Here is a 20,320-nt window from a genome sequence, read left to right as displayed (position 1 = left end):
AATGTAGGAGTGAGCCTGCTCGCGATGACGGCGTATCAATCGACAGAAATGTTGAATGTGAAACCGCAATCGCGAGCAGGCTCACTCCTACAGTGGTTTTGTGGTGTTTGTAAAATCGGTGCTTAAGGCATAATCCGCCCAATTCAAACAACAAGGACGCCGCCCCGTGAGCTCAGTCAACAAGTCGATTTTGTTGGTCGATGACGATCAAGAGATACGCGAGTTGCTGGACACCTACCTGACCCGCGCGGGTTTCCAGGTACGTACCACGCCCGACGGCGCCGGTTTTCGCCAGGCGTTGAACGACGCGCCGAGCGATCTGGTGATCCTCGACGTGATGCTGCCCGACGAAGACGGTTTCAGCCTCTGCCGCTGGATTCGCCAGCATCCGCGGCAGGCGCAGGTGCCGATCATCATGCTCACCGCCAGCTCCGATGAAGCCGACCGCGTCATCGGCCTGGAACTGGGCGCCGACGACTACCTTGGCAAACCCTTCAGCCCTCGTGAATTGCAGGCGCGGATCAAAGCCTTGTTGCGTCGTGCGCAATTCGGTCAGGAACGTTCCGGCAGTGAAGTGCTGGCCTTCGATGACTGGCGGCTGGACATGGTCAGCCATCGGCTGTTCCACATCGATGGCGAAGAGGTGATTCTCTCCGGCGCCGATTTCGCCCTGCTGAAACTGTTCCTCGATCACCCCCAGGAAATCCTCGACCGCGACACCATCGGCAACGCCACCCGTGGCCGCGACCTGATGCCGCTGGACCGGATCGTCGACATGGCGGTCAGCCGTTTACGCCAACGCCTGCGCGATACCGAAAAACCGCCGCGACTGATTCGCACCGTGCGCGGCAGCGGTTATCAGTTGGCAGCCAATGTGGTTGCCAGCAATGGTCACTGAGGTGTTGCGCAAGCTCGCGGCAAAGATTCCGGTCCCGCGTTCGCTGCTCGGGCGGATGTTGCTGCTGACCTTGCTGGCCGTGTTGTTTGCGCAGACGTTGTCGAGCGTGATCTGGGTCTCGCAATTGCGTGCCACGCAGCTGGAAGGCCTGGTCACCAGCGCCCGCAGCCTTGCCCATTCGATGACCGCCAGCGTCAGTTATTTTCGCTCGTTGCCGGTGGCGTTCAGGCCGCTGGTACTCGACCAGTTGCGCAGCATGGGCGGCACCCGTTTTGTGGTGACCCTCAACGACAAACCGCTGGGCATGGAAGTGCTGCCGATCACCCCGCGCAAAGCAGCGGTGCTCAAAGCGGTGGACGAAGTGCTGCGTCAGTCGCTCGGCCAGGACACCGATATCTCGGTGACCTTTGTCAGCCCCGAAGACCTGCGGATCTTCAACGGTGGCCTGAAACTGGATGAGCTACCGCGTTCCTGGGCGCATTACGCACTGACCCTGGAGCCGGTGAATCCACCGGTGCTGGTCACGCAAATCCAGATGGCGCCGGGCGAGTGGCTGTACATCGCCTCGCTGTTGCCCGAGCCGTACACCAGCCTTGAAGAGCAAGGCCTGCCGGCGCAGCAAGTCTGGTTCATCGTCCTCACCAGCGGCTTTTTGCTGTTGTTCATCGGCTTGCTGGTGCATTGGCAGAGCCGACCGCTCAAGCGTTTGGCACGGGCGGCGCGGGACATGTCCCTCGGGGCGGAAGTCGAGCCGGTGGCGGAGGGTGGCGGCAGTGAAGTGGTCGAAGTGGGGCGCGCCTTCAATGCGATGCGCGAACGTATCAGCCGTTACCTGACTGAACGCAGCCAGTTGTTCAGTGCGATTTCCCATGATTTGCGCACGCCTATTACCCGCTTGCGCCTGCGTGTCGAATTGCTGGAAGACGAAAAGCTGCAAGCCAAATTCGGTCGTGATCTCGATGAATTGGAGCTGCTGGTCAAAGGCGCGCTGCAATGCGTGAAAGACACTGACATCCACGAAAACATCGAGCAGGTGGACCTCAACCATGTGCTCGATTGCCTGGTGGAGCCGTATCTGGCGCCTAACGGCAATGGTCGCGTGACCCAGCAGGGGCGGGCGCTGGCGGCGTATCCGGGTAAACCGCTGGCGCTCAAGCGCTGCATCGGCAACCTGATCGACAACGCCTTGAAGTACGGTCAGAACGCGCACCTGCACATCGATGACGACGAGAACGCGTTTGTCCTGCATGTCGATGACGAAGGGCCGGGTGTGCCGGAGCAGCGGCTGGAGCAGGTGTTCGAGCCGCACTTTCGTCTGGCCGGGCAGCAGCAGGGTTATGGGTTGGGGTTGGGCATTGCGCGCAACATTGCCCATAGCCATGGCGGGGAAGTCAGCCTGCAAAACCTGCGTGAAGGTGGGTTGCGGGTGACGCTCCAATTGCCTCGATCAATCGACTGAAAAAACACAAATCCCTGTAGGAGCCAGCTTGCTGGCGATAGCGTCATTGAAAACGCCATCGCCAGCAAGCTGGCTCCTACAAAATGTCACCATTCGGTGACATAACTCGCCCCCTTCGTTACAAGCCCGCCACCGCCCGTTGTTTAGACTGCCCGCAGTCATAACAACAAAAAAAGGCACCCCATGGACACCTTCCAACCCGCCTTCAGCAGTTGGCTGAACGCACCGGCCCATCAGCAATGGCTCGCCGCCGAAGGCTTGCGCCTGCTGGCATTCGCCAAGGCTTCGAAGCTCCCCGAGGGCTTCGGCAATCTCGACGTAAAGGGCTGTCTGCCGGCCAACGCCCATGCCGAAACCATGAACACCGCGCGCATGACCCACAGCTTCGCCATGGCGCACATCCAGGGCCTGCCGGGTTTCGCCGAGCTGGTGGATCACGGCATCAATGCCCTTCGCGGGCCGTTGCGCGATGCCGAGCATGGTGGCTGGTTCGCCACCGCGCATCCCCTTGACGACAACACCGGCAAGGCCGCTTACCTGCACGCTTTCGTTGCCCTGGCCGCCAGTTCCGCCGTGGTGGCGCGGCGTCCCGGCGCACAGGCCTTGCTCGATGACGCGATTAACATCATCGACACGTATTTCTGGAGTGAGGAGGAGGGCGCAATGCGCGAATCCTTCAATCGCGACTGGCGTGAAGAGGAAAGTTATCGCGGCGCCAACAGCAACATGCACGCCACCGAAGCCTTCCTCGCCCTGGCCGATGTCACGCAAGACAATCGCTGGTTGTGCCGCGCGCAACGGATCGTCGAGCGCGTGATTCATGGTCACGCCGCCGCCAACGATTACCTGGTGGTCGAACATTTCGATCGCGACTGGCAGCCGTTGCGCGACTACAACCACGACAACCCGGCCGACGGTTTCCGTCCTTACGGCACCACGCCGGGCCACGGCTTCGAATGGGCCCGGCTGTTGCTGCACCTCGAAGCTGCGCGAGTACAGGCCGGGATGCTGACGCCCGGTTGGCTCGCCACCGACGCGCAAAAACTCTTCGAGCACAACTGCCGCCACGGCTGGGATGTCGATGGGCTGCCCGGGATTGTCTACACCCTCGATTGGGATAATCGCGCGGTGGTTCGCCATCGTTTGCACTGGACCCATTGCGAAGCCAGCGCCGCCGCCAGCGCGCTGCTTAAACGCACGGGCGATGAGCAATATGAAACCTGGTACCGACTGTTCTGGGAATTTTGTGACAGTCATTTCATCGACCGCTGCGAGGGCAGTTGGTATCACGAGCTCGATCCGCAGAACCGTCCGAGCGCCGATATCTGGGCCGGCAAACCCGATCTCTATCACGCCTGGCAAGCCGTGTTGATTCCGCGCCTGCCGCTGGCGCCGAGCATGGCCAGTGCCTTGGCGAGTCTGTCCCAGAGCGGTTCTATGTAACCATGCGGTGACATTCACGCGTCCCTTCGTTACCTGCGAGGGGATGACTCCTGTTTAAAATCCTATGCAGCGCAAGCACCAGACTTGCATGCATAACAACAAGAAAGGTACTTCCAGATGAATGCGATTTCTCGCCTCGCTACTGTCATTTCTCTCGCGTCGCTGCTTCCCCTCAGTGCATTTCCTCTCAGTGGCCTTGCCGCCGATTCCAAAGGTTCGGTGGAAGTTGTTCACTGGTGGACGTCGGGTGGTGAAAAAGCAGCGGTCGATGTCCTCAAGGCTCAAGTCGAAAAAGACGGCTTCACCTGGAAGGACGGCGCAGTCGCCGGTGGTGGCGGTTCCACGGCCATGACCGTACTGAAAAGCCGCGCAGTCGCCGGTAACCCGCCGGGCGTTGCCCAGATCAAGGGTCCGGACATCCAGGAGTGGGGCAGCACTGGCCTGCTCAGCACCGACACCCTGAAAGACGTTTCCAAGTCCGAAGGCTGGGATAACCTGCTGATCAAGAAAGTCTCCGACACCGTCAAATACGAAGGCGACTACGTGGCCGTTCCGGTGAACATTCACCGTGTGAACTGGCTGTGGATCAACCCGGAAGTGTTCAAGAAAGCTGGGATCGACAAAGCCCCGACCACCCTCGAAGAATTCTACGCCGCCGGCGACAAGCTCAAAGCCGCCGGCTTCATCGCGCTCGCCCACGGTGGTCAGCCTTGGCAAGACAGCACCGTGTTTGAAGACGTGGTGCTCTCGGTCATGGGCGCCGATGGTTACAAAAAAGCGTTGGTAGACCTGGATCAGAAAACCCTGTCCGGACCGGAAATGACCAAGTCGTTCACCGAGCTGAAAAAACTCACCGGCTACATGGACCCGAACCGCGCCGGTCGTGACTGGAACATCGCTGCCGCCGAGGTCATCAACGGCAAGGCCGGTATGCAGATGATGGGCGACTGGGCGAAAAGCGAATGGACTGCGGCGAAGAAAGTCGCCGGCAAGGACTACCAGTGCGTGCCGTTCCCGGGCACCGAAAAAGCCTTCACCTACAACATCGACTCGATGGCTGTATTCAAGTTGAAAGCTGATCGCAAGGGTGACATCGCCGCCCAGCAAGACCTGGCCAAGGTTGCTCTGGGGACCGACTTCCAGAAAGTCTTCAGCATCAACAAAGGCTCGATCCCGGTCCGTACCGACATGCTGAACGAGATGGACAAGCTCGGTTTCGACGCCTGCGCTCAAACCGCCGCCAAGGACTTCCTGGCGGACGAGAAAACCGGCGGCCTGCAACCAAGCATGGCGCACAACATGGCCACTTCCCTGGCCGTGCAAGGCGCGATCTTCGACGTGGTCACCAACTTCATGAACGACAAGGACGCTGACCCGGCCAAGGCCAGCGCCCAACTGGCATCGGCTGTCAAAGCCGCCCAGTAATCCCTGAGGCCGCAGGCTCGCCTGCGGCAATTTTCTGGGACCGTTCCCCTTGTAGGAGCGAGGCTTGCCCGCGAAAGCAGTCTGACATTCAACAGAGTTGTCGACAGTTACGCCGCCTTCGCGGGCAAGCCTCGCTCCTACAGATACTCACTTCTCCAATGGATTATCCCGATGAGCTCTGTGGCGGTTTTCAGCAAAGCCTCACCGTTCGATGCGCTGCAACGCTGGTTACCCAAGTTGGTACTCGCGCCAAGCATGCTCATCGTGTTGGTTGGTTTCTACGGTTACATCATTTGGACATTCATACTGTCCTTCACCAATTCCAGCTTCATGCCGAGCTACAAATGGGTCGGCCTGCAGCAATACATGCGCCTGATGGACAACGATCGCTGGTGGGTCGCGAGCAAGAACCTCGCGCTCTTCGGCGGCATGTTCATCGGCATCAGCCTGGTATTGGGCGTGTTCCTCGCGGTGCTGCTGGACCAGCGCATTCGCAAGGAAGGCTTCATTCGCACCGTTTACCTGTACCCGATGGCGCTGTCGATGATCGTCACCGGTACCGCCTGGAAATGGCTGCTCAACCCTGGCCTGGGCCTGGACAAGATGCTGCGTGACTGGGGCTGGGAAGGCTTCCGTCTCGACTGGCTGGTGGATCAGGATCGCGTGGTGTACTGCCTGGTGATCGCTGCCGTGTGGCAAGCCTCCGGGTTTGTGATGGCGATGTTCCTGGCCGGTCTGCGCGGTGTCGATCAATCGATCATCCGTGCCGCGCAAGTCGACGGTGCGAGCCTGCCGACCATCTATTTGAAGATCGTCCTGCCGAGCCTGCGCCCGGTGTTTTTCAGCGCCTTCATGATCCTCGCGCACATCGCAATCAAGAGCTTCGACCTGGTGGCGGCGATGACGGCGGGCGGTCCCGGCTACTCGTCCGACCTGCCGGCGATGTTCATGTATTCCTTCACCTTCAGCCGTGGCCAGATGGGCATCGGTTCGGCCAGCGCCATGCTGATGCTCGGTGCCGTGCTGACCATCCTCGTGCCGTACCTGTACTCCGAGCTGCGAGGCAAACGCCATGACTAATCAACTCGGAAAACCAACGCTGAGTTTCAGCCGCATCGCGATTTACGCCACGCTTCTGCTGGCCGCTGCGGTGTACCTGATTCCGCTGATCGTGATGCTGCTGACCAGCTTCAAATCTCCGGAAGACATCCGTACCGGCAACCTGCTGAGCTGGCCGACCGTCATTGACGGCATCGGCTGGATCAAGGCCTGGGACGTGGTCGGCGGGTACTTCTGGAACTCGGTGAAAATCACCGTGCCGGCGGTTTTTATCTCGACCTTCATCGGTGCCATGAACGGCTACGTGCTGTCGATGTGGCGCTTCCGTGGCTCGCAGTTGTTCTTCGGCCTGCTGCTGTTCGGCTGCTTCCTGCCGTTCCAGACCGTGCTGCTGCCGGCTTCGTTCACCCTCGGCAAGTTCGGCCTGGCCAACACCACCACCGGTCTGGTGCTGGTGCACGTGGTCTACGGGCTGGCGTTCACCACGCTGTTCTTCCGTAACTACTACGTGAGCATCCCGGATGCGCTGGTCAAGGCTGCACGCCTGGATGGCGCAGGCTTCTTCACGATTTTCTGGAAGATCCTGCTGCCGATGTCGATCCCGATCGTGATGGTCTGCCTGATCTGGCAGTTCACCCAGATCTGGAATGACTTCCTGTTCGGCGTGGTCTTCGCCAGTGGCGATGCCCAGCCAATTACCGTGGCCCTGAACAACCTGGTCAACACCAGCACCGGGGCCAAGGAATACAACGTTGATATGGCCGCCGCGATGATCGCCGGGCTGCCGACACTGCTGGTCTACATATTCGCTGGCAAGTATTTCCTGCGTGGGCTGACGTCCGGCGCGGTCAAGGGGTAGAAACATGGCAACTCTCGAATTACGCAACGTCAACAAGACCTACGGCGCCGGTTTGCCGGACACCCTGAAAAACATCGAACTGAAGATCGATGACGGGGAATTCCTGATCCTGGTCGGCCCGTCGGGCTGCGGTAAATCCACGCTGATGAACTGCATCGCCGGCCTGGAAACCATCAGCGGCGGCGCGATCCTGGTGGATGACGCCGACATCAGCGGCATGAGCCCCAAGGATCGCGACATCGCCATGGTGTTCCAGTCCTACGCGCTGTACCCGACCATGAGCGTGCGCGACAACATCGCTTTTGGCCTGAAGATTCGCAAAATGCCCGCCGCGGAAATCGACGAAGAAGTCGCTCGCGTCTCCAAGCTGTTGCAGATCGAACACCTGCTGAGCCGCAAGCCTGGCCAGCTCTCCGGCGGTCAGCAACAGCGTGTGGCGATGGGCCGTGCCCTGGCGCGGCGGCCGAAGATTTACCTGTTCGACGAACCGCTGTCCAACCTCGACGCCAAGCTGCGCGTCGAGATGCGCACCGAAATGAAACTGATGCACCAGCGCCTGAAAACCACCACGGTCTACGTGACCCACGACCAGATCGAAGCGATGACGCTGGGCGACAAAGTGGCGGTGATGAAGGACGGGATCATTCAGCAGTTCGGCACGCCGAAAGACATCTACAACAACCCGGCCAACCTGTTCGTGGCGAGCTTCATCGGTTCGCCGCCGATGAACTTCATCCCCCTGCGTTTGCAACGCAAGGACGGTCGTCTGTTGGCGCTGCTCGACAGCGGTCAGGCGCGCTGCGAATTGCCGTTGGGCATGCAGGACGCCGGTCTGGAAGATCGCGAAGTGATCCTCGGCATGCGCCCTGAGCAGATCGTGCTGGCGGGCAGCGAGCCGAATGGTTTGCCGACTATTCGCGCCGAAGTGCAGGTCACCGAACCGACCGGTCCGGACACGCTGGTGTTCGTCAATCTCAACGACACCAAAGTCTGCTGCCGCCTGGCGCCGGACGTTGCGCCGGCCGTGGGCGAGACACTGACCCTGCAATTCGATCCATCGAAAGTGCTGCTGTTCGATGCCAAGACCGGGGAGCGCCTGGGGGTGGCCGGTCTGCCAAAAACCGAAGTTCACAGCGCCAACGTCACCCAGTTCAAAAACCGCTGAAGATCAAAAACTGTAGGAGCCAGGCTTGCCGGCGAAAGCGATTTCAGTGACGCCTTCGCCGGCAAGCCTGGCTCCTACAGGGGGGATATGCGGTGGGCGGCCTGTCGCGCATCGCAACCGATGTAACCGCGTTAGATAAAAACAGTTAATAACAATAAAACGAGGATGTAGGGATGAAGAAGAACAACAACGCTCAGCTTATCTGCCAGTTGTCGGCAATTGCGGCAATGATGTTGGCCGGTAGTGTGCACGCGGCTGACGCGTTCAGCGCTGATTCCGAATGGATGACCGGTGATTGGGGTGGTGAGCGGACCAAGCTGATCGAGCAAGGCATCGACATCAAGATGGACTACGTCGGTGAAGTGGGCAGCAACCTTCACGGCGGCTTCAACGACGACAAGACAGCGCGTTATGCCGACCAGTTTGGTTTGGGCGTGGCACTGGACCTGCAAAAATTGTGGGGCTGGGATAACACCCAGGCGAAGATCCAGTTGACCAACCGTAACGGCGAAAACATCTCCAATGACCGTGTCGGCGACCCGCGTGCCGGCACCTTGAGTTCCTCCCAGGAAGTCTACGGTCGCGGCCATATGGTCCGTCTGACCCAGTTGTGGATCAAGCACCAGTTCCTCGACGGCAAACTGGACGTCAAGGCCGGTTACTTCGGCGAAGGCGAAGACTTCAACACCTTCCCTTGCGAGTTCCAGAACCTGGCGTTCTGCGGTTCCCAGGTGGGTAACTGGGCGACCAACATCTGGTACAACTGGCCGGTCATGCAGGCTGCGGTCCGCGTGAAGTACAACATCTCGCCTGAGTTCTATGCGCAGATCGGCGCGTACAACCAGAACACGTCGCAACTGGAGCACGGTAACGGCTTCAAGCTCAGCGGCAGTGGTACCAACGGCACCGTCCTGCCGGTCGAACTGGTCTGGTTGCCTAACCCTAACAACCTGCCGGGCGAATACCGTGTCGGTTACTACAAAAGCACGGCCGATGCCGATGACGTTCGTGAAGACGACAACGGTGCTGATGCTGCCACCAGCGGCAACGCTTACCGCAGCCACGACAGCAAGTCCGGCTACTGGTTCGTGGCGCAGCAACAGCTGACCGACCACAACGGTGACAAGAGCCGCGGCCTGACCGTTTCGGCCAACGCCACGTTCCACGACAAGGACACCAACTTCGTCGACAACTACCAGTCGTTGATGTTTGTGTACAAAGGCCCGTTCGATGCTCGTCCGAAAGATGACGTCGGTATCGGTTTTGCGCGTATCCATGTCAACGATGACGTGAAGAAAAACGCCGAGCTGGTCAACGCCGCCAACAATGTCACGGACTACAACGATCCACGGTTCTCGCCACTGCGTACCACCGAGTACAACTACGAGATCAACTACGGCTTCCACGTTACCAACTGGCTGACCGTGCGTCCCAACCTGCAATACATCACTCACCCGGGCGGTGTGGATGAAGTCGATAACGCGCTGGTCGCCGGCCTGAAAATTCAGTCGGTGTTCTAACGCTGTTGCGATAAGCTCCTCTCTATGTGCGCATTTTTGCGGACAGCCCAGGCTGTCCGCTTTTTTTTGGGGGCGGCGCACCCCGGTGACAGCTGATTTTCAGGACCGTGGCACATGCATGAGCATCCGCTACAACGCTTCTTCAAATCCTTGCGCGAACGTCCGGTGTTTGCGTGGGAGCGCTATCAGATGCGCGACGTTCTGGTGATCGATCACCCGCTGTGTCAGGCGGTGTTCAGTCGTCAGGGCGCGCAGTTGCTGCACTTTCAGCCCAAGGGCCAGAAGCCCTGGCTCTGGTGCGCGGCGAAGTGGCCGCATGTCGGTGCGATTCGCGGCGGCGTGCCGGTGTGCTGGCCGTGGTATGGCCGCCATCCGAGCGAAAACGCCTGGCCGTCCCATGGTTGGGCACGCTTGCTGGACTGGAAGCTGCTCGACAGCCGTCACGACGATGACGGCGTGCGGCTGCACTGGCAATTGCAGTTGTGCGACTGGCAAGTGGACCTGCATGCCCACCTTGGCGAACGCATGGAGTTGCGCCTGAGCACCGAGCATCAGGACAGCCTGCCGTGCCAATTGAGTCAGGCATTGCACGCCTATTGGCGTATTGGTGATGTTGGTGAGATAGCGCTGTCTGGGCTCGACGGGGCGCAAGGTTACGACCAGCTGAACCGCCAGGTTTGTCAGCAGGAAGGCGAGTTGCGGGTAGAGGGTGGCTGTCAGCGGGTGTTCCAGCATGACGGCGAATTGCAGCTCAAGGACCACGCCTGGCAGCGGCAATTGTGCATCGATACCGGGGATGATGCGGACACGGTGGTCTGGCATCCGGGGACGCGTCCGCTATTGGGCGTGAGCTGGAACGAGATTTCCGAGTTTGTGTGTGTGGAAGCGGCGAGCGGCGGGACCGATAGCCTGAGCCTGGCGCCGGGGCAGAAAGCGCATTTGAGTTTGCAGGCGCGGGTGGGGGTTTAGCTCAGGGGGTTGCGGTGGATCGGCGGGCCTCTTCGCGGGCAAGCCTCGCTCCTACAGGTCACCCTGAACCTGTAGGAGCGAGGCTTGCCCGCGAAGACGGACTATCAGCCGACAAACTACTCAAACCTGATTAATTAAACTCATCCCCAATCGGATACCGACTCGCATTCAAACTCTCTTTGATCTTGCGCAAATGCGGTTGGAAATCCACGCCACGGCGCAAGGTCATACCGGTCGCGAGCACGTCCAGCACGGTGAGCTGAATGATCCGCGAAGTCATCGGCATGTAGATGTCGGTGTCTTCCGGCAGCGGAATGTTCAGGCTCAAGGTACTGGCCTTGGCCAGCGGCGAACCTTCAGCGGTCAAGCCGAGCACCGATGCACCGTTTTCCCGGGCGATACGCGCCACTTCCACCAGCTCGCGGGTGCGACCGGTATAGGAAATGATCACGAACAACTCGCCGGTGTGGGCCACCGAGGCAATCATGCGCTGCATCAGCACGTCCGCATGGGCAGTGACGGCCAGGTTGAAGCGGAAGAATTTGTGCTGCGCATCCAGCGCCACCGGGGCTGAGGCGCCGAGGCCGAAGAAGTGGATCTGCCGGGCCTGGATCAGCAAGTCGACGGCGCGGCTGATCAGGTTCGGGTCCAGCGCCTGCAAGGCACTGTCCAGCGACGCGATGGCGCTGCCGAAAATCTTCTTGGTATAGGCTTCCGGATTGTCGTCGGCCTCGACCGCACGGCTGACATACGCCGCGCCACTGGCCAGGCTCTGGGCGAGCTGAAGCTTGAGTTCCGGGTAACCGCTGACGCCGAACGAACGGCAGAAACGGTTGACCGTCGGCTCGCTGACCTTGGAGGCCTGGGCGAGGGCGGCGATGCTGAACCGGGTGGCCTGCTGTGGGTTGAGCAGGATCACTTCGGCGACTTTGCGTTCCGCCTTGTTCAGGTCTTCAAGGCGATTCTGGATCTGTTCCAGTAAATTTCGCACGCGGTCCATATGATTTCCTTGGTGCACCTACACGAGTGCACTGCGATGCAAATAAGGGTGTTGCTATGCAAATTGGGCCTTTGATAGGGCCCCAAGCGGTGGCCTATCCTACTGATGGCACCAACCGACCACCACTCGGAATCTGTATTTTGCGAAAATGTTGTGGTTATTACTACATTTTCTCTTGAGCGATGCCTTGAAAAAAGGTATTTGTAGCTTAACTTGATAAAAGAACAAACATCATGCCTTCGATTACGGTTGAACCGTGCACCTTTGCCTTGTTCGGCGCGCTTGGCGATCTGGCCCTGCGCAAGCTGTTTCCTGCCCTCTATCAACTCGATGGCGCAGGCCTGCTGCATGAGGACACGCGCATCATCGCGCTGGCCCGTGAGCCCGGTAGCGAACAGGAGCATCTGGCGTTCATCGCGTCCGAGCTGCGCCGCTACGTCGGTGCCAAAGAGCTGGACGAGGCGGTGGTCGAGCGCTTCCTGTCTCGTTTGAGCTACCTGCACGTCGATTTCCTCAAGGCTGACGATTACCTCGCCCTGGCCGAACTGGCCGGCAGCGCCCAGCGGGTGATTGCCTATTTCGCCACGCCGGCCGCCGTTTACGGCGCGATCTGCGAGAACCTGGCGAAGGTCGGTCTGGCCGAGAACACCCGCGTAGTGCTGGAAAAGCCGATCGGTTCGGACCTCGAATCCTCGCGCAAGGTCAACGACGCCGTGGCGCAGTTCTTCCCGGAGAACCGCACCTACCGCATCGACCACTACCTGGGCAAAGAGACCGTTCAAAACCTCATCGCCCTGCGTTTCGCCAACAGCCTGTTCGAAACCCAGTGGAACCAGAATTACATTTCCCACGTGGAAATCACCGTGGCCGAGAAGGTCGGGATCGAAGGCCGCTGGGGCTACTTCGACAAGGCCGGTCAGCTGCGGGACATGATCCAGAATCACCTGCTGCAACTGCTCTGCCTGATCGCCATGGACCCGCCGGCCGACCTGTCCGCCGACAGCATCCGTGACGAGAAAGTCAAAGTGCTCAAGGCGCTGGCGCCGATCAGTCCGGAAGGCCTGACCACGCAAGTGGTGCGCGGCCAGTACATCGCTGGTTACAGCGAAGGCAAATCAGTTCCTGGCTACCTGGAAGAACCGAATTCCAACACCCAGAGCGACACCGAAACCTTCGTCGCCCTGCGTGCCGACATCCGCAACTGGCGTTGGGCCGGCGTGCCGTTCTACCTGCGTACCGGCAAGCGCATGCCGCAAAAGCTGTCGCAGATCGTCATCCACTTCAAGGAACCGTCGCACTACATCTTCGCCCCGGAGCAGCGCTTGCAGATTAGCAACAAGCTGATTATCCGCCTGCAACCGGACGAAGGCATTTCCTTGCGTGTGATGACCAAAGAACAAGGCCTGGACAAGGGCATGCAGCTGCGCAGCGGTCCGTTGCAGCTGAATTTTTCCGACACCTGGCGCAGCGCACGGATCCCCGATGCCTACGAGCGGTTGTTGCTGGAAGTGATGCGTGGCAATCAGAACCTGTTTGTCCGTAAAGATGAAATCGAAGCCGCGTGGAAGTGGTGTGACCAGTTGATCGCCGGGTGGAAAAAATCCGGTGATGCGCCCAAGCCGTACGCGGCCGGGTCCTGGGGACCAATGAGCTCCATTGCTCTGATCACGCGGGACGGGAGGTCGTGGTATGGCGATATCTAATTTGCAATTGCCGCAGGGCGTCAGCGCCCATGCGTTCAAAAGCCCGGTGTTGCTGGCCGAAGGCTTGGCACTGCAGGTGGCCAGGCAACTGAGCGAGGCGATCGATGCTCGAGGCACGGCCACGCTGGTGGTGTCCGGCGGGCGCAGTCCGGTGGCGTTTTTCCAGCACCTGGCCAAGCAGACGCTGGACTGGTCGAACGTGGTGGTCAGCCTGGCGGACGAGCGCTGGGTACCGGTTGAACATGCCGACAGCAATGCCGGTCTGCTCAAGCGTTACCTGTTGCAAGGCCCGGCGGCCAAGGCTCAGTTCCTGAGCCTGTACAGCGCCACCGCGAACCTGGAGCAAGCGGCCGAACAGGCTGATCGCCTGCTCGCCGAGCTGCCGACGATTGACGTGTTGGTGCTGGGCATGGGCGATGACGGCCACACCGCGTCGCTGTTCCCGAACAGCCCGAACCTGGCCGACGCCTTGAAAACCGACGGCAAGCGTCGTTGCTACCCGATGCTGGCGCCAACCGTGCCGCATCAGCGCCTGACCATGAGTCGTGCGCTGCTGGCCTCGGCCAAACACAAGATTCTGTCGATTTCCGGTCAGTCCAAGCTGACCACCCTGAGTTTCGCGCTGGCCGGTGACGATGTCGCCGAAATGCCGATCCGCGCGTTTCTGCAACCCACGTTAGAGATTTACTGGTGCCCATGAGCCAAGGAACAGCCGCTATGACAACCCCATCCCCGACCGTTTCCATGGCGGACAAAGTTGCCCTGATCGACAGCCTCTGCGCCAAGGCGCGGATTCTGCCGGTGATCACCATCGCTCGCGAACAGGACGTGCTGCCATTGGCCGACGCCCTGGCTGCCGGTGGTCTTACAGGCCTGGAAGTGACCCTGCGTTCGCAGTTCGGCCTCAAGGCCATCCAGATCCTGCGCGAGCAGCGTCCGGAACTGGTGACCGGTGCCGGTACCGTGCTCGATCGCCAGATGCTGGCCGCTGCCGAAGCCGCCGGTTCGCAATTCATCGTGACGCCGGGCATCACCCGTGACCTGCTCGAAGCCAGTGTCGCCAGCCCGATTCCACTGCTGCCAGGCATCAGCAACGCCTCGGGCATCATGGAAGGCTACGGTCTGGGCTATCGCCGCTTCAAGCTGTTCCCGGCGGAAGTCAGCGGCGGCGTTGCGGCAATCAAAGCCTTGGGCGGCCCGTTTGGCGAAGTGAAATTCTGCCCGACTGGCGGCGTCGGCCCGGCCAATATCAAGAGCTACATGGCGTTGAAAAACGTGATGTGCGTGGGCGGTAGCTGGATGCTTGATCCGGAGTGGATCAAGAACGGCGACTGGGCCCGCATTCAGGAATGCACCGCCGAGGCCTTGGCGCTGCTGGACTGACCTGCTTTTACCCAACACTTCGTTGTGTGTTCTACGGCTTTACGGTGCGCTTGGTCGGTGCACCGTTTTTTTTTGCCCAAAGAAAGCCCCCGTAGGAGCAAAGCTTGCTTGCGAAGGCGTCAGTCCAGTCACATCCGATGCTGACTGTATCGACGCCTTCGCGGGCAAGCTTTGCTCCTACAAAGACATCACGCGATACATAGTTACCGCATCTCGCCGCCGGTCCCGCGTTAACCTGCGTTCATCTTATGGAAGAGAGAACGTCATGGACGACACCACCTCAGTTACATCCGCACAACCGGCTTACCTGCTGTCACCCGAACAGATCGTCGGTCCGTATTTTCGCAACCCGAAACTGATCAGACGAAACATCAGCGAAGGCCTGGACGGTATTCCGCTGGTGCTGAGGTTGACGATCATCGATGCGATGACCCGTGAGCCCGTCAACGGGGCCATCGTCGATATCTGGCATTGCAATGCCAGAGGCGCCTATTCGGGGTGGAGCAAAGTCAACCCGGACAAGGAAGTCGATGTCGGCGATATCGGCGCGATCCCGCGTACCGACGACGACACGTATCTGCGCGGCGGGCAATTCACCGACCAGAAGGGCATCGTGCGATTCACCACGATCTATCCGGGGTTTTATGCCGGTCGCGCGCTGCACATACACGTCGCGATTCGCGTGACCGCCGGCAACAACTATCTCGAAGAGCGCCACGTTGCCTGGGTCGGCCAGCTGTACTTCCCCGAAGTGGCTTCGCGTTCGGTGCTCAATGCCAGGGAATACAGCGGCCGAACCGTCACCGCGCTGACCAACGACGAGGACCATTTCTACACCACCATGGGTGGCGAAGCCTCGACCCTGAACATTCACACCCTCGGTCGAGATTCGAAAGAAGACGGTTTTTTCGGGCAGATGACCATTGGCATCGACACGTTCGCGATTTCATCACAGCTCAAGCCGGAGGACTTTGACAAGTACACCGTGTGACGTCAGCGCAGCTCGTTCAGTGCCTCGCTCAGCGCATCCATGTCTGCTGCAGTGGTGGTCAGCCCCGGCGTGATGCGGATACACGGGCCACTCGCTGCACCGCTGCGCACCACGGTAAACAGGTTGAAGTCCTTGAGCAGCCGCCCGGCCATTGCTTGTTGGTCGGCATGCCGGGTAAAGCGCATCGACGTGATGCCGCAATACAGTCGCGGATCGTCCGGGGTCATGACGTCGATGCCCGGCAAGTCACGTACGGCGTTGACCCAGCGGTTGCGCAGGTAGTTGAGCCGGGCGCCCTTGGCGGCAGAACCGCCCATCGCCCGATGTTCTTCGAACACCAGTGGCAGGGTCAGTAACGCCGGGATGTTGGGTGTGCTGTACGGCGTACGGGCGCGAATGTCGGTGATCGGGAAATGCATCTCGCCCATGTCCGGGTCGATGTCGGCGAGGCGCTCCGGGGCGATGTAGATGAAGCCCAGGGTCAGCGGCGCACCGATCCACTTGTGCAGGTTGAAACCGGCGAACGCGATGCCGAGGTCATCGAGGCTGAACTCGATCTGGCCGAGCGCATGGGCGCCGTCGAGGATCACGTCGATCCCGTGTTCCCTGGCGGCGGCCGCAATAGCCTGCACCGGCATCACCAGGCCGGTGCGGTGAGTGACGTGAGTCAGGGCCATCAATTTGAGCTTTGGGTAACGCACGAAGGCGTCGCGGTAAGTCGCCAGCAGGCTGTCGAAACTGGCGGGGTGGGCGTGTTCGATCTCGATCACTTCCACGCCGCGATGCCGGGCCAGCCAACGCATGGCGCCTTTGACCGTGTCGTATTCCAGGTCGCAGATCAGCACCTGATCACCGGGTTGCAGGCGATTGTAATTGCGGATCAGCGATTGCAAACCGTCCGAGGCGTTGCGGGTGAAGGCGACGGATTCGCTTGTTACGCCCATCAGGTCGGCGAGACGTTTCACGATCGCGAGGTTTTCGCCCTGTTCGAAACGCTGGCGCACATGCACCGAGTTGCCGCGGTTGATGAGTTCGATGTTGCGCTGGTATTCCTCGATCACCGTGCGCGACATGCGGCCGAAGTAACCGTTCTCGAGGTTGATCGGGCCGGGTTCGACGGCATAGCGGTCGGCAAAGGTTTGCCAGAACATTTCATCACGGGCACGGCGGGTGTTATCGGGCATGGGGACGGCTCAGTGGCGAGGGGCGGGTTTGCCGTGTTTGGCGCGCAGCGGTTCAAGCAGTTCCGACAAGCCGTTGTGATCGATTTCCTGCATCAGGGCCAGCAGTCCGCCCAGTTCGCCATGGGGGAAACCTTCCCGGGCAAACCAGTTCAGGTAGGGGCCGGGCAGGTCGGCAATGATGCGGCCCTTGTATTTGCCGAAGGGCATTTCGCGGGTAATCAGCAGTTCGAGTTTTTCAGGGTTCATCAATCGATCGTCTTGATTCAACAGCCTTGGAAAATACAGGCATTCTGCATGCAGGCCAATTGACAGATCATGCAAAAAAAACGGATACAGATTTTCTCTTTAAAACTAAGTTGTTGAAAATTAACAAATAAATTATCAGTTCAAGGCTGGCATGCAGGGTGCAATACCTATTGCATCTTTCATCAACCCGCAAGGAATTGAAAAATGACCGACATTAATAAAGAAGCGATCTCTGTACTCAACGACCTGATTGAAACCAGCAAAGACGGTCAGGAAGGGTTCAAGACTTGCGCTGAAGACATCAAGCATCCAGAACTGAAAACACTGTTCATCTCTCGCTCCGCCGACTGCGCCACTGCGGCTTCCGAACTGCAGGCGGCGGTGCGTTCGATGGGCGGCGATCCGGAAACTTCCACCAGCGTCAGTGGTGACCTGCACCGCCGTTGGGTCGACGTGAAAGCGGTGTTCACCGGCAAGGATGAAGAAGCCGTGCTGAACGAAGCCGAACGCGGTGAAGACCATGCACTGAAGGCTTACCGAGAAGCCATCGAGAAAATCAACAAGCACAACCTGGTGGGTATTCGTGACCTGGTTGAACGTCAGTATCACGGCGTGCAACGCAATCACGATCAGGTGAAAGCCCTGCGCAACCAGGCTCGCGCACGCTCGTAAGCACGCAAAGCCTGTCAAAAACGCCAGCCAGCCTGGCGTTTTTTTGTGCCTGGGTTTTAGCGCTGGACGCCTGATAGATAGCCAGCTAATAATTTGATTTACCGGTCACTTCGATGAACCCGACTATCGTTAAATCGTCCTTTCAAGAGTGCTTTACGTGCCTATCACTTTGCAGGCTTTATTCGCGCCTGACCGCCGCGCCTTGCAGTTCGCGATCAAGACGTTACTCGGTGGCGGCCTGGCATTGTGGCTGGCATTGCGCTGGGGCCTGGAGCAACCGGCCTGGGCGTTGATGACAGCGTTCATCGTCGCTCAGCCGTTGTCCGGGATGGTGGTGCAAAAGGGGTTGGCGCGGCTGCTGGGGACGCTGATCGGGACGTTCATGTCGGTGGTGTTCATGGGCCTGTTCGCCCAGACGCCGTGGCTGTTTTTGCTGGCATTGGCGTTGTGGCTCGGGTTGTGTACGGCGAGTTCGACGCTGCTGCGCAGTGCCTGGTCCTATTCGTTTGTGCTGGCCGGTTACACGGTGGCGATCATCGCATTACCCGCCATCAGCCATCCGCTGACGGTGTTCGACCAAGCCGTGGCGCGCTGCACGGAAATCTGTCTGGGCATTCTCTGCGCCACCGCCGCCAGCGCGCTGCTATGGCCGTTGCGCGTCGAACGGCAACTGGCGGATCAGGCGCGAACGGCGTGGCAGAGTGGGATGAACGCCGCACGCGCAACCCTGGCCGGCGACGGTCAGGCGCGCAAGGGGCTGCTGGAAATCCTTGGCCGCATCGTCGCGGTGGATGCCCAGCGCGAACATGCCTGGTTCGAAGGCGGGCTGGGCCGGCAGCGTGCGCGGGCCATCAGCGGATTGAGCCAGAAACTGTTGATGTTGCTGCGCATTGCGCGCTCGGTGCGCCGGCAGTGGAAGCAGCTTGAACCGCAGGAAGCCGAGCAATTGATGCCGTGGATGAGCGAGGTTCAGCAAGCGCTCGCCAGCCCGGACACCGCGACGCTGCAAGCCTTGCGCCCGCGCTTGCTCGACGCCAGCCATGACCCGCAGATCAGCTCTGCGCAGAGTTACTGTCTGGTCCGTTTCACCTTGCTGATGGATACCGCGATGGCGGCGAGCGCGGCATTGACGGCGGTGGAGGAGGGCAAGGAAACCGTCGACCCGCCGCGTACCCTGACACCTCACCGCGACCTGTCGTTGGCGCTGGTGTTCGGCGCGCGCAGTGCCTTGGCATTTCTGGTGGTGTCGTGTTTCTGGCTGGCCACTGCATGGCCCGCCGCTTCGGGCGCATTGGTGCTGACGTGTGTGGTGTGCAGCCTGTTCGCCAGTCGCGAAAACGGCGCGCAAATCGGCATGAGTTTCATGCGCGGGATTTTTCTGGCGATCCCGGCGGCGTTTTTCGTCGGGCAGATTCTGCTGCCGCAATGGAGTGGTTTTGCGCTGCTCTGCATGGGCATGGGCGTGCCGTTGTTTTTCGGTGCGCTGGGCATGGCCAGGCCGCAGATCGGCGCCACGGCCACGTCGTTCTGTCTGCATTTCATTGTGCTGGTGTCACCGCTCAACGCGATGAAGTTTGATGTCGCGACGTTCTTCAACAGCGCTCAAGCCATGGTGGTGGGCGTCGGGGCGGCGGTGTTGGCCTTCCACTTGCTGATCCTGCGCAACCCGACGTGGCACGGTCGGCGTTTGCTGTCGGCGACCCTCGACGACCTGGTGCGCCTGACCCGACGCAACCTGCGCGGTGCCGAAAGCTGGTTCGGCGGACGCATGGCCGACCGCTTGCTGCAACTGGCGCGGCACTACCCGGAACTGCCGGAACCGGCGCGCAGCCGCTGGGACGACGGCTTGCTCGGTCTCGACATCGGCGACGAGCTGCTGCATTTGCGCTTGAGCCTGGCGGCGGCGCAGGCACCGGTCAATGCAGCGCAGCGGCGTTATCTCGAACAACTGGAAAACATCCTCGAACAAGGCCCAGCCGGCCACTGCGCGGATGCGCTGGAACAACCCAGCGAAGAATTCCTGAAAACCTTGTACGCGTTGCCACCCAGCGATCCGGTGAAACTGGCCCAGGGCGCGGTGCTGCAATTGCAGAGCAGCTGGCGCGCCTGGTGCCATCAACAGGAGCAAAGCCATGGGCTTGCGTGAATGGTCGGTGGGCGGCGTGCTGCTCAGCCCGTTTCTGATTTATGTGGTGCTGGCGCTGCTGGTCACCGGGGTCTTGCGCCTGCTGCTGCGCCTGACCCCGGCCGGTCGCTGGATCTGGCACGAAGCGTTATTCGATTGCGCCTTGTACGTCTGTGTATTGACCCTGATCACCGTCGTCCTCGGACCTTTATAAGGAGT

The 20,320-nt window shown here is 60.1% G+C and carries 19 protein-coding genes; 16 read left to right on the top strand and 3 right to left on the bottom strand.

Annotated elements, in window-relative coordinates:
* The first annotated feature begins 166 nt into the window (after window positions 1–166).
* The 9 genes from IB246_RS11770 (at window position 167) to IB246_RS11730 (ending at window position 10,797) form a co-directional block, all read left to right on the top strand.
* On the top strand, window positions 167–898 hold the full coding sequence (locus IB246_RS11770) for a response regulator (RefSeq protein ID WP_008031015.1): 732 nt from the start codon (window positions 167–169) through the stop codon (window positions 896–898).
* Window positions 888–2,357: an ATP-binding protein gene (locus IB246_RS11765; protein ID WP_008038610.1), complete on the top strand. Its 1,470-nt coding sequence runs from the start codon at window positions 888–890 to the stop codon at window positions 2,355–2,357. The genes IB246_RS11770 and IB246_RS11765 overlap by 11 nt, the downstream gene beginning before the upstream one ends.
* A 183-nt stretch (window positions 2,358–2,540) precedes the next feature.
* Window positions 2,541–3,800: an AGE family epimerase/isomerase gene (locus IB246_RS11760; RefSeq protein WP_008038609.1), complete on the top strand. Its 1,260-nt coding sequence runs from the start codon at window positions 2,541–2,543 to the stop codon at window positions 3,798–3,800.
* A gap of 117 nt (window positions 3,801–3,917) precedes the next feature.
* On the top strand, window positions 3,918–5,225 hold the full coding sequence (locus tag IB246_RS11755) for an ABC transporter substrate-binding protein (RefSeq protein ID WP_008032967.1): 1,308 nt from the start codon (window positions 3,918–3,920) through the stop codon (window positions 5,223–5,225).
* 171 nt (window positions 5,226–5,396) lie between these two features.
* Window positions 5,397–6,305 (top strand): carbohydrate ABC transporter permease, encoded by a 909-nt coding sequence (locus IB246_RS11750; protein ID WP_008032969.1) that lies wholly within the window; start codon window positions 5,397–5,399, stop codon window positions 6,303–6,305.
* Window positions 6,298–7,143 carry a carbohydrate ABC transporter permease gene (locus tag IB246_RS11745; RefSeq protein WP_008032971.1) on the top strand — a complete coding sequence of 282 codons (846 nt, stop codon included), beginning with the start codon at window positions 6,298–6,300 and terminating at the stop codon, window positions 7,141–7,143. The genes IB246_RS11750 and IB246_RS11745 overlap by 8 nt, the downstream gene beginning before the upstream one ends.
* Window positions 7,144–7,147: 4 nt before the next feature.
* A complete protein-coding gene (locus tag IB246_RS11740; protein WP_008038607.1) occupies window positions 7,148–8,308 on the top strand; it encodes an ABC transporter ATP-binding protein in 1,161 nt (386 codons plus the stop codon).
* A gap of 173 nt (window positions 8,309–8,481) precedes the next feature.
* Window positions 8,482–9,828, top strand: a complete 1,347-nt coding sequence (locus IB246_RS11735) for a carbohydrate porin (protein ID WP_008038605.1) — start codon at window positions 8,482–8,484, stop codon at window positions 9,826–9,828.
* 114 nt (window positions 9,829–9,942) lie between these two features.
* Window positions 9,943–10,797: a D-hexose-6-phosphate mutarotase gene (locus IB246_RS11730; protein WP_008038602.1), complete on the top strand. Its 855-nt coding sequence runs from the start codon at window positions 9,943–9,945 to the stop codon at window positions 10,795–10,797.
* 130 nt (window positions 10,798–10,927) lie between these two features.
* Here IB246_RS11730 and IB246_RS11725 read toward each other — a convergent pair whose 3' ends face one another.
* Entirely contained in the window at window positions 10,928–11,788 is an 861-nt protein-coding gene (locus IB246_RS11725) for a MurR/RpiR family transcriptional regulator (protein ID WP_177318169.1), read from the bottom strand.
* A gap of 242 nt (window positions 11,789–12,030) precedes the next feature.
* Here IB246_RS11725 and zwf point away from each other — a divergent pair, with 242 nt between their 5' ends.
* From zwf to IB246_RS11705, 4 genes are all read left to right on the top strand, one after another.
* On the top strand, window positions 12,031–13,500 hold the full coding sequence (gene zwf / locus IB246_RS11720; protein ID WP_008032976.1) for a glucose-6-phosphate dehydrogenase: 1,470 nt from the start codon (window positions 12,031–12,033) through the stop codon (window positions 13,498–13,500).
* A complete protein-coding gene (gene pgl / locus IB246_RS11715) occupies window positions 13,487–14,200 on the top strand; it encodes a 6-phosphogluconolactonase (RefSeq protein ID WP_008038595.1) in 714 nt (237 codons plus the stop codon). The genes zwf and pgl overlap by 14 nt, the downstream gene beginning before the upstream one ends.
* Before the next feature lie 17 nt (window positions 14,201–14,217).
* Window positions 14,218–14,883, top strand: a complete 666-nt coding sequence (locus IB246_RS11710) for a bifunctional 4-hydroxy-2-oxoglutarate aldolase/2-dehydro-3-deoxy-phosphogluconate aldolase (RefSeq protein WP_008038593.1) — start codon at window positions 14,218–14,220, stop codon at window positions 14,881–14,883.
* A 265-nt stretch (window positions 14,884–15,148) separates the two neighbouring features.
* A complete protein-coding gene (locus tag IB246_RS11705; RefSeq protein ID WP_008038592.1) occupies window positions 15,149–15,874 on the top strand; it encodes an intradiol ring-cleavage dioxygenase in 726 nt (241 codons plus the stop codon).
* A gap of 2 nt (window positions 15,875–15,876) precedes the next feature.
* Here IB246_RS11705 and IB246_RS11700 read toward each other — a convergent pair whose 3' ends face one another.
* Window positions 15,877–17,058: an aminotransferase class V-fold PLP-dependent enzyme gene (locus IB246_RS11700; protein WP_008038591.1), complete on the bottom strand. Its 1,182-nt coding sequence runs from the start codon at window positions 17,056–17,058 to the stop codon at window positions 15,877–15,879.
* Window positions 17,059–17,067: 9 nt separating this feature from the next.
* Window positions 17,068–17,304 (bottom strand): DUF3820 family protein, encoded by a 237-nt coding sequence (locus tag IB246_RS11695; RefSeq protein WP_003213031.1) that lies wholly within the window; start codon window positions 17,302–17,304, stop codon window positions 17,068–17,070.
* Between the two features lie 204 nt (window positions 17,305–17,508).
* Between IB246_RS11695 and IB246_RS11690 the strand changes: the two genes are divergently transcribed.
* The 3 genes from IB246_RS11690 to IB246_RS11680 all read left to right on the top strand — a co-directional run bounded on the left by IB246_RS11690 (window position 17,509) and on the right by IB246_RS11680 (window position 20,315).
* Entirely contained in the window at window positions 17,509–17,976 is a 468-nt protein-coding gene (locus IB246_RS11690) for a ferritin-like domain-containing protein (protein WP_008038590.1), read from the top strand.
* Between the two features lie 157 nt (window positions 17,977–18,133).
* The gene (locus IB246_RS11685) at window positions 18,134–20,122 is read left to right on the top strand and encodes an FUSC family protein (protein ID WP_008038589.1); all 1,989 of its coding nucleotides are present in this window, start codon (window positions 18,134–18,136) and stop codon (window positions 20,120–20,122) included.
* Window positions 20,109–20,315, top strand: a complete 207-nt coding sequence (locus IB246_RS11680) for a DUF1656 domain-containing protein (protein WP_008032988.1) — start codon at window positions 20,109–20,111, stop codon at window positions 20,313–20,315. The genes IB246_RS11685 and IB246_RS11680 overlap by 14 nt, the downstream gene beginning before the upstream one ends.
* The last annotated feature ends 5 nt before the right edge of the window (window positions 20,316–20,320 follow it).

It is taken from the genome of Pseudomonas sp. PDM01, assembly GCF_014852325.1.
Classification (GTDB): domain Bacteria; phylum Pseudomonadota; class Gammaproteobacteria; order Pseudomonadales; family Pseudomonadaceae; genus Aquipseudomonas; species Aquipseudomonas migulae.
The sequence above is the reverse complement of the archived record's forward strand: the minus strand, read 5'-3'. Positions and strand labels throughout refer to the sequence as shown.

Coding starts and splice junctions, on each gene's coding strand:
- IB246_RS11690 (WP_008038590.1), top strand. CDS start 17,509: ATGACCGACATTAATAAAGAAGCGATCTCTGTACTCAACGACCTGATT.
- IB246_RS11680 (WP_008032988.1), top strand. CDS start 20,109: ATGGGCTTGCGTGAATGGTCGGTGGGCGGCGTGCTGCTCAGCCCGTTT.
- IB246_RS11710 (WP_008038593.1), top strand. CDS start 14,218: ATGACAACCCCATCCCCGACCGTTTCCATGGCGGACAAAGTTGCCCTG.
- IB246_RS11765 (WP_008038610.1), top strand. CDS start 888: ATGGTCACTGAGGTGTTGCGCAAGCTCGCGGCAAAGATTCCGGTCCCG.
- IB246_RS11705 (WP_008038592.1), top strand. CDS start 15,149: ATGGACGACACCACCTCAGTTACATCCGCACAACCGGCTTACCTGCTG.
- IB246_RS11755 (WP_008032967.1), top strand. CDS start 3,918: ATGAATGCGATTTCTCGCCTCGCTACTGTCATTTCTCTCGCGTCGCTG.
- IB246_RS11695 (WP_003213031.1), bottom strand. CDS start 17,304: ATGAACCCTGAAAAACTCGAACTGCTGATTACCCGCGAAATGCCCTTC.
- IB246_RS11760 (WP_008038609.1), top strand. CDS start 2,541: ATGGACACCTTCCAACCCGCCTTCAGCAGTTGGCTGAACGCACCGGCC.
- IB246_RS11735 (WP_008038605.1), top strand. CDS start 8,482: ATGAAGAAGAACAACAACGCTCAGCTTATCTGCCAGTTGTCGGCAATT.
- IB246_RS11745 (WP_008032971.1), top strand. CDS start 6,298: ATGACTAATCAACTCGGAAAACCAACGCTGAGTTTCAGCCGCATCGCG.
- IB246_RS11740 (WP_008038607.1), top strand. CDS start 7,148: ATGGCAACTCTCGAATTACGCAACGTCAACAAGACCTACGGCGCCGGT.
- zwf (WP_008032976.1), top strand. CDS start 12,031: ATGCCTTCGATTACGGTTGAACCGTGCACCTTTGCCTTGTTCGGCGCG.
- IB246_RS11750 (WP_008032969.1), top strand. CDS start 5,397: ATGAGCTCTGTGGCGGTTTTCAGCAAAGCCTCACCGTTCGATGCGCTG.
- IB246_RS11700 (WP_008038591.1), bottom strand. CDS start 17,058: ATGCCCGATAACACCCGCCGTGCCCGTGATGAAATGTTCTGGCAAACC.
- pgl (WP_008038595.1), top strand. CDS start 13,487: ATGGCGATATCTAATTTGCAATTGCCGCAGGGCGTCAGCGCCCATGCG.
- IB246_RS11730 (WP_008038602.1), top strand. CDS start 9,943: ATGCATGAGCATCCGCTACAACGCTTCTTCAAATCCTTGCGCGAACGT.